We start from the raw sequence: 13,556 nt of genomic DNA, 5'->3' as shown, positions 1-13,556 counted from the left end.
AGACAGAAGAAGAAACCGCTACATGGAACAACCGAGAGCATAAGAGAGCGATCAGCGGGAGGGGAAGCGGTATTCCGTGCGCGAGACGAACTCCTCGCCGGGCCGCAGCACGACCGGCGGGAAGCCGGGCCGGTTCGGGGAGTCGGGGAAGTGCTGGGTCTCCAGGCACAGGCCGGAGAACGGCCCATAGGGGGTGAGCTCGGGCGAGAGCATGCCCCCGGCGTAGAACTGCACGCCCGGCTGATCGGTGGTGACCTCCATGACCCGGTCGCCGCACTCGACCCTCATCCGGCCGCCGGGGTTGAGCACGTAGTTGTGGTCGTAGGCGCCGCCCATGCGGGCGCCGACCGCGCACGGCCGCCGGAAGTCGAACGGGGTGCCCTCGACCGGCGCGAGCTCCCCTGTGGGGATCTTGTGCTCGTCGACCGGGGTGTACGCGTCGGCGTCGATCGTCACCACGTGACCGAGGACGTCACCGCTCCCCGCCAGGTTGAAGTAGCTGTGGTTCGTCAGGTTCAGCACGGTCGGGGCGTCGGTGGTGGCGGCGTACAGGATCTGGAGGGCGCGGTCGGCCAGGGTGTAGGTGACCGCGACCGACAGGGTGCCCGGGTAGCCCTCCTCACCGTCGGGGCTGACGTAGCGCAGGGTGATCGAATCCGACGACGCCTCGGCGGCCCAGACGCGTTTGTCGAAGCCGCGCGCCCCGCCGTGCAGCGCGGCGGTGCCGTTGTTGCGGGCCAGGCGGTGGCTGATGCCGTCGAGGTCGAAGCGGCCCTCGGCGATGCGGTTGCCGTAGCGGCCGACGACCGCGCCGAAGTAGCGGCTTCTGGTGCGGTAGTCGTCGAGGGTGTCGCAGCCCAGCACCACGTTGACCCCGTCGACCTCCAGCGACTGGATCACGCAGCCGTAGGTGAGCACGGCGGCGGTCAGGCCGCCGCCGGTCAGGACATGGCGTTCGACCTTCTCGCCCTCAGGGGTCTGTCCGAAGTTCATGCCTCACCGGTCCCGTCGAGTCGCGGATGATCAGGTTGGTGGCCAGCGTGGCGAGGGCCGGGGCGGCCGTCTCTCCGGCGCCGACCAGTTGCAGGAGCAGGTCGACGGCGGTACGCCCGGCGGCCACGGCCGGCATCGCGACGGTGGTCAGCTTGGGCCGGCTGACCCGCCCGGCCACGATGTCGTCTATGCCGACCACGCTGACCCGCTCGGGCACCTCGACGCCGAGCTCGGTCAGGCCCTCGACCAGGCCGATCGCCATCAGGTCGTTGTAGGCGAGCACGCCGGTCACGTCGGCCGAGGCGACCTGTTCGGCCAGCGCCAGGCCGCCGTGTTCGGTCGGGGAGTTGGGGCCGAAGACCGTCAGGTCGATGCCGGGCACCGACCGGGCGGCCTCGGTGATCTCCTTGGACGTCCACGACCCGGCAGGCCCCGCCAGCAGGGCGATGCGCGAGTGGCCGAGCGACACCAGGTGGGCGATGGCCTCGCGGGCGCCGCTGCCGACGTCCATCAGGACGTTGGACATGCCCTTCATCCGCCGGTTGACCACGACGAACGGCACGTCTTCGCGCAGTTTCTCGATCACCCGGTTGGACAGCCGCGGGGAGCACAGCAGCACGCCGTCGACCTGCTTGGCGAGCGTCTGGATGAGCTCTTCCTCGACCTGCGGATCTTCGTCGGTGTCGGCGACGAACACGTGGTAGTCGCGGGTGCGGGCATGGGCCTGGGCGCCCTTGATCAGATGGGAGAAGAACGGGTTGGCGATGTCGGCCACGATCAGGCCGAGGTTGTGGGTGCGGCCCGTGGTGAGCGCGCGGGCGGCCCGGTTGGGGCGGTAGCCGAGATCCTCCGCCGCCGCCAGGACCCTGTTCCTGGTCTCGGTGTTGACCAGATGCGGCGCCGAGAACGTGCGCGAGACGGTCGATACATGGACCCCGGACATCTGCGCCACATCACGGATCGTTGCTGCCACGGGGAAATTAATGCAAACGGTTGCAACCATGTCAAGCCGTAGAAATTGACCCCTTGACGTTTCTTGCGAGTGAAGGGAATGTTTCGTGCAACCGGTTGCAGTGTCACTCCCTATCAGCTCCCGCTAAGGAGTCACGGCCATGCGTGTCGCACGGTCGCCGCGCACCCCCTATGTCCTGATCGCCCCGGCGGTCGTCGCGATGCTCGGGTTTCTCGTCTACCCGATGGGCAGCGTGATCTATTACAGCCTGCAGCACTACGACGTCACCCAGCCCTGGGACAACGGCTTCGCGGGCCTGGAGAACTTCCGCGTCCTGCTGTTCGAGGACCCGCTGTTCTGGCAGAGCCTCGGGTTCAGCGTGAAATGGGTGGTCGTCGAGGTCGTCCTGCAACTGCTGTTCGGGCTCGCGCTGGCGCTCATCGTCAATGAATCCTTCATCGGACGGGCGATCTCGCGCGCCTTGGTCTTCTCCCCGTGGGCCGTGTCGGGGGTGCTCACCACCGGCATCTGGATCCTGCTCTACAACCCCTCGACCGGGATCTTCCGCTACCTCGCCGACCTCGGCATCGGCACCTACGACACCGCGCCGCTGGCCGACCCGTCGACGGTGTTCACCGCCGCGGTGGTCGCGGAGCTGTGGCGCGGGGTGCCGTTCTTCGCGATCCTGCTGCTCGCCGACCTGCAAACGGTCTCAGGGGAGCTGTACGAGGCCGCGTCCGTCGACGGCGCCAGCCGGTTACGGCGGTTCTTCCACATCACGCTCCCCCACCTGAAGGACGCCATCATCCTGTCCACCCTGCTCAGGGCGGTGTGGGAGTTCAACAACGTCGACCTGCTCTACACGCTGACCGGCGGCGGTCCCGCCCACCAGACGACGACCCTGCCGCTCTACGTGGCCGCCAAGGCGATCCAGTCGCACGACTTCGGCTACGGCTCGGCACTGACCACGGCCGCGTTCGTGGTGCTGACCTTCTTCTCGATCGTCTACCTGAGACTGAGCAAGTTCGGAGCCCGCACATGAACCGGGTGAGTCGCTGGCAGATCTACGTGCCCCTGGGCCTGTATCTGCTGTTCACGCTGGTCCCCTTCTACTGGATGGTGGTGTTCGCCTTCCGGCCGCGCGGCTCGAACTCGCTGCTGCCGTGGCCGGTCACGCTGGAGAACTTCGAGCACGTGTGGACCGGCATGGGGTTCTCGATCTTCTTCCAGAACTCACTGCTGGTCGGCGTGGCCTCGCTCATCTCCACCACGGTGATCGCCCTGGCGGGCGGCTACGCGCTGGCCCGCTACGACTTCCGGGGCCGTCAGGCGTTCCTGGTCGGCATGCTGTGCACCCAGTTCATCCCGGGCGCGATGATGCTGATCCCGCTGTTCGAGATCTTCCGCACGCTCGGCCTGGTCAACTCGCTGTGGGCGCTGGTGATCGCCGAGACCGTCTTCCAGCTCCCGCTGTCGCTCATCCTGATCAGCGGGTTCGTCAAGAACGTCCCGGTCGAGCTCGAACAGGCGGCCTGGGTCGACGGATGCTCGCGGCTGCGCGGCTTCTTCGCGGTGGTGCTGCCGATGCTGCGGCCCGCGCTGGTGGCGGTCGGGTCGTTCGCGTTCATCCACTCCTGGAACAACTTCCTTTTCGCGCTGATGTTCGTGAACGAGCAGGACAAGTTCACGCTCCCGGTCGGGCTCGCGTTCACGATCGGCGAGTTCAGCGCCGACTTCGGGGCGCTCGCGGCCGGAGGCGTGGTCGCGGCGGTGCCGGTCGTGCTCGTGTTCGCGGTCATCCAGCGCTATCTCGTGCAGGGCCTGTCGGCGGGGGCGGTGAAGGGCTGATGAGAGTACTGGTCACGGGTAGCGCCGGGCGGTTCGGGCGCAGCGTGGTGGTGGCGCTGGCCGACGCGGGCCACGAGGTGATCGGGATCGACACGGTCGCGGGGACTCCCGCGCCAGCCGTGTGGCTCCCGGCCGACCTCACCGATCTGGGCGAGGCGTTCGGGGTGATGACCCGGTTCCGGCCGGACGCCGTCGTCCACCTCGCCGCCGTCGCGACGCCTTTCTCCCGTACGGACGGGCTGACCTTCCGCGTGAACACGCAACTGGCGTTCAACGTGTGCGAGGCGGCGGCCGGCACGGGGGTCGGCAGGGTCGTCGTGGCCTCCAGCCCGACGGTCATCGGCTACGGAGCGCCCGGCGGCTGGACGCCGTCCTATCTGCCGATCGACGAAGACCACCCGGCGCGGCCCTGGAACGCCTACTCGGTGTCCAAGCTGGTGGCCGAGCAGGTTATGGCGTCGTTCGCGAGGTCGTCGGCCACCCACTTCGCGGCGATCCGGCCGTGTTTCGTGGTCGCCCCCGAAGAGTGGGAGGGCGCGCCGACCCAGTCGGGCCACACGATCCGCGAGCGCCTCGACCGGCCGGACGTCGCCGGAGTGTCGCTGTTCAACTACGTCGACGCGCGCGACGCCTCCGACCTGGTGCTCACCCTGGTCGACCGGATGCACGAGGTGCCCAGCGGCGAGGTGTTCTTCGCCGGGGCGGCCGACGCACTCGCCAGGGAACCGCTGGCCGACCTGCTCCCCCAGGTGATCCCGTCGACCGCCGCGTTCGCGGCCGGGCTGACGGGCACCTCCCCCGCTTTCTCCGCCGCCAAGGCCGGGCGACTGCTCGGCTGGCAGGCCAAACGTAGCTGGCGTACCGAGATGGGAGACATCTGAAATGAACCTCAGCGGGGTTCTCTTCTTCCCCGTCACCCCCTTCGACGCCGAGGGGCGGGTGGCCGGAGACGTGCTGGCCGAGCACCTGTCCCGCGGCCTGGCCCACGGGCCCGGCGGGGTGTTCGCCGCCTGCGGCACGGGCGAGTTCGCCTCCCTGTCCGAGGCCGAGCACGCCCAGGTCGTCCGGGTGGCGGCCGAGACCGTGAACGGACGGGCACCTCTGTTCGCCGGGGCGGGCGGTCCCCTGGGTGCCGCGCTCCGGCATGCCCGCAACGCCCGGGAGGCCGGGGCCGACGGTCTGCTTCTGCTCCCGCCGTACACGAAAGGTCCCCGTTACTTCGACTACGTGCGAGCGGTCGCGGCCGAGGGGCTGCCGGTCATCCTCTACGCCCGCGACCACCTGGTGCTGTCGCCCGCCGAGGTGCTCGCCCTGGCGGAGGTCCCCGGGGTCGTCGGGCTGAAGGACGGCGTCGGCGACATCGACCGGATGCAGCGGATCGTGCGGGCGATGGACGGGCGCGACTTCACCTTCTTCAACGGGCTGCCGACGGCCGAGCTGACCATGCCCGCCTACCGGGCGATCGGGGTCGAGCTGTACAGCTCCGCCGTGTTCGCCTTCGCACCGGAGATCGCGGTGGCCTACGGCCGGGGGAACGAGCGGCTGCTGAACGAGTTCTACGTGCCGCTGGTGGAGCTGCGGTCGAAGGTCGCCGGATACGCCGTCTCGCTGGTCAAGGCCGGGGTGCGGCTGCGCGGCCTCGACGCCGGGCCGGTCCGGCCGCCGCTGACCGATCTGTCCCCCGACGACCTGGCCGAACTCGACCGTCTCATCAAGATTGGACTCGATCTGACATGACGCGGATCGCGGGCCTGCACACGCTCCCGCTGCGGGCAGCGCTGCCCCGGCCGTGGGGGCCCGACGTGCCGTACAACCACGTGATCGCCTGCACGCTCGTCCTGGACGACGGGCGTACCGGCACCGGGTTCTCCTGGACCCCCTCGATCGGAGCGGCGGCGGTGGCCGCCCTGCTCGATCACGACATATCCACCTATATCAAGGGGCTGCCGCCCCACCCGGAGGTCGTCTGGGACCTGTTGTGGCGGCACCTGCGCGAGGCCGGTGGCGGCGGGATCACGACCATCGCCATGGCGGCGGTGGACATCGCCCTGTGGGACCTGCACGCCCGGTCGTCGGGCCTGGGGCTCGTCGACGCTCTTGGACGCCGCCGCGACACCGTGCCGGTCTACGCGAGTGGTGTGAACAGGCACTACTCGCTCGACGAGCTCGTCGAACAGGCCCGGCGCTGGATCGGCTACCCGGCCGTGAAGATCAAGGTCGGGCGCGACGACGACGTGGAACGGGTGGCCGCCGTCCGTGAGGTCATCGGGCCGGACACCCTGCTGATGGTCGACGCGAACCAGCGGTGGGACCTCTTCCAGGCTCGCACGGCCATCAGGGAACTGGAGAACTTTGGTCTGTACTGGGTCGAGGAGCCCCTCCCCGCCGATGACATCGACGGGCTCCGGCGGCTGCGCGCATCGGTGAACGTCCCGATCGCCGCAGGTGAGAGCCTGTCCACGATCCACGACTTCGCGAGGCTGCTGGACGCCGCCGACGTCGTCCAGCCCAATGTGGTCAGGGTCGGCGGGATCACGCCGCTGCTGCGGATCGCCGAGCTGGCCCGGATCCACGGCGTGCCCACGTTCCCCCATCTGCTGCCCGACCTGTCGGCGCAGCTCGCCCTGGCGCTCCCGCTGCCGTGCATGGTCGAGGACGTCGAGGACGCGTCCCTGGCCGCGCTCGGCCTCCTCGACGGGCCGCCCCCGGTCGAGCTCGGCCCCGGCGGGGCCCGGGTGGGCGCCCATCTCGGTCATGGCCTGCGTTTTCCCACCTTGGAGGGTCAACGATGAACGGCACCACGACGCGCACCATCCCGGTGGTCCTGGCCGGCGCCTACGGCCACGGCTGGTGGCACCTGGAGAACCTGCGGCGGCTGACCGACGGCGGGCTGGTCCGGCTGGCGGGCGTCTGCGACGTTCGGGACATCGAACCCGGCCTGCTGCGCGGCCTCGGCCGCCCCGAGCAGTCCCGCGACCTCGGCGAACTGGTGGAGCGGACCGGCGCCGAGGTGACCATCCTCGTCACCCCCATCCACACCCACCGCGACCTGGCGATCCGCGCCCTGGACGCCGGATCTCACCTGCTGCTGGAGAAGCCGCCCGCCTCGACCATGTCCGGGTTCCGGGAGATCGAGGCGGCCGTCCGGCGGACCGGCCTGGCCTGTCAGGTGGGGTTCCAGAGTCTCGGCTCGGCGGCGATCCCCGCGATCCGCCGCCTGGTCTCCGAGGGCGTCATCGGCCGGGTGCGTGGCATCGGCGTCGCCGGTGCCTGGGAGCGCCCCTCGGCCTATTTCACCCGCTCGGCGTGGGCGGGCAAACGCCGCGCCGGGCGGGTCGACGTCATGGACGGCGCCCTCACCAACCCGTTCGCGCACGCCGTCGCCACCGCCCTGGCCGTCGCGGGCAAGGGCCTGGCCGAGGACGTCGCCGGGATCGACGCGGAGCTGTTCCACGCCAACCCGATCGAGGCCGACGACACCTCCTGCCTGCGCATCCGATTAGCCGACGGGCCGCCGATCACGATCGCGGTCACCCTGACGGCCGACCGCAGGCACGAGCCCTACGTGACCGTGCACGGCACCGAGGGGCGCATCACGCTGACGTACACGATGGACCAGGTGCGGGTGGAGAGCAGAGCACGGGGCGTGTCCACCACCACCTACGCCCGCGCCGACCTGCTGGAGAACCTCATCTCCCATGTACGCGGCGACGCGCCGCTGCTGGTGCCGCTGACGGAGACCGGCGCGTTCATGCGGGTGCTGGAGGAGATCCGGCTCGCGCCCGACCCGCTGCCGATCCCGGACGAATACCAGGAGATCGACCCCGACCGCCGGACCATCCCCGGCGTCGCCAACCTGACCGCGCGCAGCGCCGAGCACCTGGCGCTGTTCTCCGAACTGGACGTCCCCTGGGCCGCCGCTCGGGCGGTCCTCGAAGTGGCCGACCGGCCCGTCGCCGAGTACAACTGGCGCCCCGAACTGGCCACCACGCTCTCGCCCCGCCCCTACCTCCATCCCGTGCGCACGTTGAACGGCGTGCCGGTGACCGAGGTCAACCCGGCCGACCACGTCCACCACCTGGGCGCCTCGATCGCGGTCGCCGACGTGTCCGGCCGCAACTTCTGGGGCGGCCGCACCTACGTGCGCGACCGGGGCCCGACCTGGCTCGACAACCACGGCACCCAGAACCACGTCGCCTTCACCCGCCGCGACGCCCGCGCCTTCACCGAGACCCTCCGCTGGACGGGCGTCGACGGCCTCGACCTCATCGAGGAACGCCGCTCGGTCACGGCCCACCCGCTGCGCCGGGGCTGGGCCCTCGACGTGGAGTTCACCCTGACGAACCTCACCGGCGAGCCGCTCACCATCGAGAGCTCCGCCACCAAGGGCCGCGCCGGAGCCGGATACGGCGGCTTCTTCTGGCGGGCACCCGGCTCCGCGCCGAACCGGACGGCCTTCACCGCTCTCGGAGACGAGCCCCACGGCAGTCGCGCCCCCTGGCTCGCAATGTCCAGCGATCTCTGGACATTGGTTTTCGTCCAGGACACCGACCCGTGGTTCGTCCGCGTCGACGAATATCCGGGCGCCGGACCGGCCCTGGCCTGGGAGGTTCCGCTCGTCGTCGAGCGCGAGCTGACTCGCAGGGTCGTCACCATCATCGCCGACGGCCGCCTCACGCCCGACGAGGCCGCCGCTCTGGTCACAGACATCGGGGACATCCAACGAGAAAGGTAGACACGATGGCCAGACGCCTGCTGTGTGCCCTGTTGATAGGCGCCGGTCTGACCATGACCGGATGCGGCGGCGAGTCCGCTCCCGCCGGTGACGGCACGACCACCATCACCTTCTGGGACGACAACGGCGGCCCCGCCCGCACGCCGGTGTGGCAGCACATCATCGCCGAGTTCCAGAAGGCCAACCCGAAGATCAAGGTCCAGTACGTGGGCATCCCCATCGCCCAGGTCCAGCAGAAATACGACACCGCCATCGCCGGAGGCGGCCTGCCCGACGTGGGCGGCGTCTCGACGGCGATGCTCGCCAACCTGGTCGCCCAGAAGTCACTCGACCCGGTCGACCTGGCCGGACTCCCCCTGAACGAGCAGGTGGTGACCTCGGTCAAGTCGACGGTCCCGGACGGCAAGACCTACATGGTCCCGATGTCCACCAACATGGGCGTCTTCTGGTACCGCACCGACTGGTTCAAGGAGAAGAGCATCACCCCGCCGGAGACCTGGGACCAGTTCTTCGACGCGGTCGGCAAGCTCACCGACAAGGCCCAGAACCGCTACGGCTTCACGATCCGCGGCGGCGCGGGCTCGATCGCCCAGGCGCTGGAGGTCGTGTACGGCCAGTCGGGCATCACGGAGATGTTCTCCAGCGCGGGCGTCTCGACGGTGAACGACCCCAAGAACGTCGCCGCGCTGGAACGCCTGGCCGGCCTGTTCAAGAACGCCACACCCGAGGCCGACGCGACCAACGACTACGCCAAGATGGTCGCCCAGTTCGACGGCGGCTCGATCGCCGTCATGCAGCACAACCTGGGGTCGTACAACGACCACGCCAAGACGCTCGGCGCCGACAAGGTCGCCGCGCTGCCCGTGTTCCGCCCGGCCGACGGCGCGCCGCGCGCGGTGCTGTCGAACCCCATCGCCGGGATCGGCCTGTTCTCCAGCGGCGAGAAGAAGGACGCCGCGCTCGCGTTCGCGAAGTTCGCGGCCGGCAAGGCGATGAACAGCTACTGGGCCGACAAGACGGGCGTGCTGCCCGCCAACACCGAGGTGAACTCCGAACCGTGGATCAAGGAACGCCAGCACATCTCGGCGGCCCTCGACGTGCTGAACGACCCGGCCACCGCCGTGGTCCAGATGCCCTACTACCTGCCGGAGTTCAACGCCATCACCAAGACCGACGCCGAGCCGAACTTCCAGAAGGTGCTGCTCGGCGAGCTGTCGGCCAAGGACTTCCTCGACGGCATGGCCGCCTCGCTGACCGAGGCCCAGGCCAAGTGGAAGCAGCGCAACGGCGGCTGAACCCGTTCTCCCGTACGTCTCCCGCCCCCTGACCTGGCGGGAGCCGTACGGGCTCTTTTCACCCAGGAGACACAGGTATGCGCAGCATGCTCATTCTCAGCCTTCTGCTCTCGCCCCTACCGGCGAACGACGGCTGGGCCTCACACGGAACCGGCACGTCGGGCGGATCGGGCGGTACGGTTCACACCGTCTCGACCAGGGACCAGCTCGTGACCGCCCTCGCCGCCCCCGCACCGAAGATCATCAAGATCAGGGGCACCATCGACGGCAACCTGCCCTGCTCGTCGTACGTGACCGGCGGCTACTCCCTGGACGCCTACCTCCAGGCCTACGACCCCGCCACCTGGGGCCGCGTCGACCCGGCCGGTCCGCTGGAGGACGCCCGCGCGGCGTCGGCCGCCCGGCAGACCGCGCGGATCAAGCTCAAGGTCGGCTCCAACACAACGATCGTCGGCGAGGGGAAGACCGCCCGCCTGCGCGGCGTCAACCTCCACGTCGACAAGGCCGACAACGTCATCATCCGGAACATCACCTTCGAGGACGCCCACGACTGCTTCCCCCAGTGGGACCCGCTCGACGGCGCCACCGGCAACTGGAACTCCCTCTACGACAACATCTCGGTGACCGGCTCGACCCACGTGTGGGCCGACCACAACACCTTCACCGACGGCACCAACCCCGACAGCGCGCAGCCGGTCTACTTCGGCCGCCCCTGGCAGGTCCACGACGGCCAGCTCGACATCACCAACGGCAGCGACTTCGTGACGGCGTCGTGGAACCGCTTCTCCGGCCACGACAAGACCATGCTGATCGGCTCGACCAACAACCCGTCCCAGGACCTGGGCAAGCTCAGGGTGACGGTCCACCACAACCACTTCGAGAACACCCTCCAGCGGTTGCCGCGCGTCCGCTTCGGCCAGGTGCACGTCTACAACAACTACTACGAGGTGTACGACCCCGCGGCCTTCGTCTACGCCCTCGGCGTCGGCGTCCAGTCCCAGATCTACAGCGAGAACAACTTCTACCGCCTGGGCCGCGGCATCGACCCGGCCAAAATCCTCTACAACTGGGGCGGCACGAGTCTCACCGCCAAGGGCGACCTGTTGCGGGTCGGCGGCCAAGTCACCCCCTTCGACCCGATCGCCGCCTACAACGCAGCCAACGACCCCGACTTCGGCACCGACGCAGGCTGGACCCCCACCCTCCACACCGGCATCGACCCGGCTGCCGACGTCCACAAGGACGTGTCCAGGCACGCAGGCGCAGGCAAGATCCCGTAACCGACAACCGCGACTTCCGGGCACGGGCACGCACTCCGAACCCTCTGACCGGCGGTTCCGCGCCTCGACTTGCGGGGGGCGCGGGACCGCCACCAGATCAGGCCTGCCACACCTCTTCGGCGCAGAGCACGCGGGCCGCCTCGTGGGGTTCGGCGTCGCGGACCTTCACCGATCCGGCGCTCTCGCCGAGGGCCGTCACGATGCCCGAGACCAGCACCCTCCGCCCGACAGCGTCGCGCACATGGACGGTCCGGTCGGTCAGCAGATGGCCGTCTTCCGGCCGCCCGTCAGGCGTGTCGGGCTCCCAGCGCCACGCCCGAAATGTGCATCCCGGTTCCTTGTCGCGCAGGTCTCCCAACTCGAGGGGAACCTGGAAGGTCAGCGCGTGATCGGGGTTCAGCGCGTCGCTGACGGGATCACACGGGAACACCGCGAGCGGCCCGAACATGGACTCGATCGGCACCTCCAACCGGGCCAGCGGCCAGTCGGCGTTCCCCCACCCATGCGATTTGTCGGGCCGCATGGCCGCCCACCACCCGGCCTCCGTGACGGGCGCGGTCACCGGCCGGGGCACCGGCAGCGGCGCCAGGCCGCCCGGCTCTCTGGGCCTCATGTGGACGAGCGGATCGAACGCGTCGCGGATCGGCCACACCCGTAAGAGCCACAGCGTCGGGTTCGAGGCGTCGGCGTAAGCCGCCAGGCCGTATTCGAAGAGCGGTGGGCCGATCACGAACTCACGGGCCGCCGCCTCGGGCAACTGGACGCCGATCACACCGGTGTCGGCCACGAAGGTCAGCCGCCGGAGAACCTCCCACGACTCCCCCGGACCGGGCGGCTCGCCATCCCACGCCTCGATCCGGAGGTCCACGTCGTAGAAGGACGCGTCGTATTCGTCGTGGCCGATCTCCACGTCGCCCGTGCCGTCGAGGTGGATCGCCGAATATTCGACGGGCACCGAGTCGGTCAGGCGGCGGAGCAGGCGGGCCGATGAGGTCACCCGCGCAGCATGCCCTACGCCACCGACAGAACCCCGTCCACGCGTCGCGGGATCCCGAGCGGGTTCCCCTCCCGCAGTTCGGCGGGCAGCAGCGCGTCGGGAAGGTCCTGGTAGGCGACCGGGGTCTGCCAGCGGCGGATCGCCGTCGCGCCCACCGAGGTGTGCATCGGCGTGGTACTCGCGGGCCACGGACCGCCGTGGTGCATCGCCCACGTCACCGCGACGCCGGTCGGCCAGCCGTTCCAGATGACCCGCCCGGCCAGCCGCGCGAGCTCCGGCACCAGCGGCGCCGCCTCGACCGGATCGGCCGAGTGGATGGTGGCGGTCAGCGACCCGGGCAGGTTGCGGAGCACCTCGGGCAGATCCGAGATCTCCGTGTACGTCACCACGATCGCCGACGGCCCGAAGCACTCCTCGGCCAGGTCGGGCAGTCCCATCGAGAAGGTGGTCAGGTCGGCGGTGTAGACGCGCGGCGCGACGGCGCCCTCGGCCGGTCCGGCCAGCCCCCGGGCCAGCTCGGTGAGCTTCCCGTCGAGGGTGGAGGCGCCGCTCTCGAAGCCCTCGCGGATCGCGGGGGTCAGCATCGTCCCGCCGGTGGTCGCGGCGACGGCGGCCGTGATCGACTTCAGCAGTTCGGCGTCGTCGGGCACGAACAGCAGGCCGGGGTTGGTGCAGAACTGCCCCACGCCCAGCGTGAGGGAGGCGGCGAAACCCTCCGCGATGCGTACGGGATCGGAAGTGGCCGAAGGAAGCACCACGACCGGGTTGACGCTTCCGAGCTCCCCGTAGAACGGGATCGGGTCGGGCCGCTCGTTGATCAGCGCCTGGATGGCCTTGCCGCCGCGCAGCGAGCCGGTGAACCCGACCGCCGACACCAGCGGGTGTTGCACCAGCTCACGCCCCGCGTCGAACCCCTCGACCAGGCCGAGCAGGTCGGGGTCGGACAGCGCGCCCTTGATCACCTCGGCCACCAGCTTCGACAGCTCGGGGTGCCCCGGGTGGGCCTTCACGACGACCGCGCATCCGGCGGCCAGCGCGGAGGCGACGTCGCCGCCCGCGACCGAGAACGCGAACGGGAAGTTGGACGCAGCGAACACCCCGACCACACCCGGCACCGGCTGGAACATCCGCCGCACGTCGGGCTTGGGCGGAGTCGCCGACGCGTCGGCGTGGTCGACGATCGCCTCGGCGTGCCCTCCGTCGCGCAGCACGGTGGCGAACAGCCGGAACTGCACCGCCGACCGGGTGATCTCACCGCGCAACCGCGCCTCGGGCAGCGACGTCTCGTCGCGCGCGACCGGCCACAGGTCGTCTTCTGCGGCGAGCAGCGCGTCGGCGACGCGGTCGAGCACGTCGGCGCGTTCCGCGGCGGGGCGGGTGCGCCAGATCTCACCGGCGCGGGCAGCTTCGTTGATCATCGATTCCTCCACTTGGTAATATATGACATTGTCACCAA

The 13,556-nt window shown here is 69.9% G+C and carries 12 protein-coding genes; 8 read left to right on the top strand and 4 right to left on the bottom strand.

Features of this window, described 5'->3' with window-relative positions:
- Nucleotides 1-51 precede the first annotated feature (51 nt).
- Together ACYQ78_RS00245 and ACYQ78_RS00240 are read right to left on the bottom strand one after the other, a co-directional pair.
- The gene (locus ACYQ78_RS00245) at nt 52-993 is read right to left on the bottom strand and encodes an aldose epimerase family protein (RefSeq protein ID WP_459798568.1); all 942 of its coding nucleotides are present in this window, start codon (nt 991-993) and stop codon (nt 52-54) included.
- On the bottom strand, nt 971-1,966 hold the full coding sequence (locus ACYQ78_RS00240; protein WP_459798567.1) for a LacI family DNA-binding transcriptional regulator: 996 nt from the start codon (nt 1,964-1,966) through the stop codon (nt 971-973). Before ACYQ78_RS00240 ends, ACYQ78_RS00245 begins: the two co-directional genes overlap by 23 nt.
- Nucleotides 1,967-2,105: 139 nt before the next feature.
- Between ACYQ78_RS00240 and ACYQ78_RS00235 the strand changes: the two genes are divergently transcribed.
- The 8 genes from ACYQ78_RS00235 to ACYQ78_RS00200 all read left to right on the top strand — a co-directional run bounded on the left by ACYQ78_RS00235 (nt 2,106) and on the right by ACYQ78_RS00200 (nt 11,103).
- Entirely contained in the window at nt 2,106-2,987 is an 882-nt protein-coding gene (locus ACYQ78_RS00235) for a carbohydrate ABC transporter permease (protein ID WP_459798566.1), read from the top strand.
- A complete protein-coding gene (locus ACYQ78_RS00230; protein WP_459798565.1) occupies nt 2,984-3,793 on the top strand; it encodes a carbohydrate ABC transporter permease in 810 nt (269 codons plus the stop codon). The genes ACYQ78_RS00235 and ACYQ78_RS00230 overlap by 4 nt, the downstream gene beginning before the upstream one ends.
- A complete protein-coding gene (locus ACYQ78_RS00225) occupies nt 3,793-4,674 on the top strand; it encodes an NAD-dependent epimerase/dehydratase family protein (RefSeq protein WP_459798564.1) in 882 nt (293 codons plus the stop codon). Before ACYQ78_RS00230 ends, ACYQ78_RS00225 begins: the two co-directional genes overlap by 1 nt.
- A gap of 1 nt (nt 4,675) precedes the next feature.
- The gene (locus ACYQ78_RS00220) at nt 4,676-5,530 is read left to right on the top strand and encodes a 5-dehydro-4-deoxyglucarate dehydratase (RefSeq protein WP_459798563.1); all 855 of its coding nucleotides are present in this window, start codon (nt 4,676-4,678) and stop codon (nt 5,528-5,530) included.
- Nucleotides 5,527-6,585 (top strand): mandelate racemase/muconate lactonizing enzyme family protein, encoded by a 1,059-nt coding sequence (locus tag ACYQ78_RS00215; protein ID WP_459798562.1) that lies wholly within the window; start codon nt 5,527-5,529, stop codon nt 6,583-6,585. The genes ACYQ78_RS00220 and ACYQ78_RS00215 overlap by 4 nt, the downstream gene beginning before the upstream one ends.
- Nucleotides 6,582-8,528, top strand: coding sequence for a DUF6807 family protein (locus tag ACYQ78_RS00210; protein ID WP_459798561.1), 1,947 nt, complete (start codon nt 6,582-6,584; stop codon nt 8,526-8,528). Before ACYQ78_RS00215 ends, ACYQ78_RS00210 begins: the two co-directional genes overlap by 4 nt.
- A gap of 5 nt (nt 8,529-8,533) precedes the next feature.
- The gene (locus tag ACYQ78_RS00205; RefSeq protein ID WP_459798560.1) at nt 8,534-9,823 is read left to right on the top strand and encodes an ABC transporter substrate-binding protein; all 1,290 of its coding nucleotides are present in this window, start codon (nt 8,534-8,536) and stop codon (nt 9,821-9,823) included.
- A 77-nt stretch (nt 9,824-9,900) separates the two neighbouring features.
- Nucleotides 9,901-11,103 (top strand): pectate lyase family protein, encoded by a 1,203-nt coding sequence (locus tag ACYQ78_RS00200; RefSeq protein WP_459798559.1) that lies wholly within the window; start codon nt 9,901-9,903, stop codon nt 11,101-11,103.
- A gap of 97 nt (nt 11,104-11,200) precedes the next feature.
- On the opposite strand, the gene ACYQ78_RS00195 is transcribed toward ACYQ78_RS00200, so the two are convergent.
- Complete coding sequence (locus tag ACYQ78_RS00195; RefSeq protein WP_459798558.1) at nt 11,201-12,100, bottom strand: hypothetical protein; 900 nt, start codon at nt 12,098-12,100, stop codon at nt 11,201-11,203.
- Between the two features lie 14 nt (nt 12,101-12,114).
- Complete coding sequence (locus ACYQ78_RS00190; protein ID WP_459798557.1) at nt 12,115-13,518, bottom strand: aldehyde dehydrogenase (NADP(+)); 1,404 nt, start codon at nt 13,516-13,518, stop codon at nt 12,115-12,117.
- Nucleotides 13,519-13,556: the final 38 nt, after the last annotated feature.

The organism is Herbidospora sp. RD11066 (assembly GCF_054661255.1).
The sequence above is the reverse complement of the archived record's forward strand: the minus strand, read 5'-3'. Positions and strand labels throughout refer to the sequence as shown.

Excerpts from the sequence above, each read along its gene's own strand:
- ACYQ78_RS00245 (WP_459798568.1), bottom strand. The coding sequence starts at position 993 with ATGAACTTCGGACAGACCCCTGAGGGCGAGAAGGTCGAACGCCATGTC.
- ACYQ78_RS00235 (WP_459798566.1), top strand. The coding sequence starts at position 2,106 with ATGCGTGTCGCACGGTCGCCGCGCACCCCCTATGTCCTGATCGCCCCG.
- ACYQ78_RS00230 (WP_459798565.1), top strand. The coding sequence starts at position 2,984 with ATGAACCGGGTGAGTCGCTGGCAGATCTACGTGCCCCTGGGCCTGTAT.
- ACYQ78_RS00225 (WP_459798564.1), top strand. The coding sequence starts at position 3,793 with ATGAGAGTACTGGTCACGGGTAGCGCCGGGCGGTTCGGGCGCAGCGTG.
- ACYQ78_RS00220 (WP_459798563.1), top strand. The coding sequence starts at position 4,676 with ATGAACCTCAGCGGGGTTCTCTTCTTCCCCGTCACCCCCTTCGACGCC.
- ACYQ78_RS00215 (WP_459798562.1), top strand. The coding sequence starts at position 5,527 with ATGACGCGGATCGCGGGCCTGCACACGCTCCCGCTGCGGGCAGCGCTG.
- ACYQ78_RS00210 (WP_459798561.1), top strand. The coding sequence starts at position 6,582 with ATGAACGGCACCACGACGCGCACCATCCCGGTGGTCCTGGCCGGCGCC.
- ACYQ78_RS00205 (WP_459798560.1), top strand. The coding sequence starts at position 8,534 with ATGGCCAGACGCCTGCTGTGTGCCCTGTTGATAGGCGCCGGTCTGACC.
- ACYQ78_RS00200 (WP_459798559.1), top strand. The coding sequence starts at position 9,901 with ATGCGCAGCATGCTCATTCTCAGCCTTCTGCTCTCGCCCCTACCGGCG.
- ACYQ78_RS00190 (WP_459798557.1), bottom strand. The coding sequence starts at position 13,518 with ATGATCAACGAAGCTGCCCGCGCCGGTGAGATCTGGCGCACCCGCCCC.